We start from the raw sequence: 440 nt of genomic DNA, 5'->3' as shown, positions 1-440 counted from the left end.
CATCAACTGGACCAAGAAGGCGTTCCGCAACGTGGACGTCATCCCGCCGGGCAACGGGATCATGCACCAGATCAATCTGGAGCGGATGTCGCCGGTGATCCACGCCGAGCAAGGCCTGGCCTACCCCGATACCGTGGTGGGCACGGACAGCCACACGCCGCACGTGGACGCGCTGGGCGTGATCGCCATCGGCGTGGGCGGCCTGGAGGCCGAGAACGTGATGCTGGGCCGCGCCTCGTGGATGCGCCTGCCTGACATCGTCGGTGTGGAGCTGTCTGGCAAGCGCCAGCCCGGCATTACCGCCACCGACATCGTGCTGGCCCTGACCGAGTTCCTGCGCAAGGAAAAGGTGGTCGGTGCCTATCTGGAATTCCGTGGCGAAGGTGCCTCCAGCCTCACATTGGGCGACCGCGCGACCATCTCGAACATGGCCCCCGAAT

Annotated in this window: 1 protein-coding gene; it reads left to right on the top strand. The window is 65.7% G+C overall.

Features of this window, described 5'->3' with window-relative positions; all coding sequences use genetic code 11:
• A partial coding sequence (locus tag AC1U89_RS24805) for an aconitase family protein (protein ID WP_479902269.1) occupies window positions 1-440 on the top strand: 440 nt, incomplete at both ends.

The sequence above is a fragment of the Caulobacter sp. 05T431 genome, from assembly GCF_056665975.1.
This window is presented reverse-complemented; position numbering and strand designations above follow the sequence as displayed.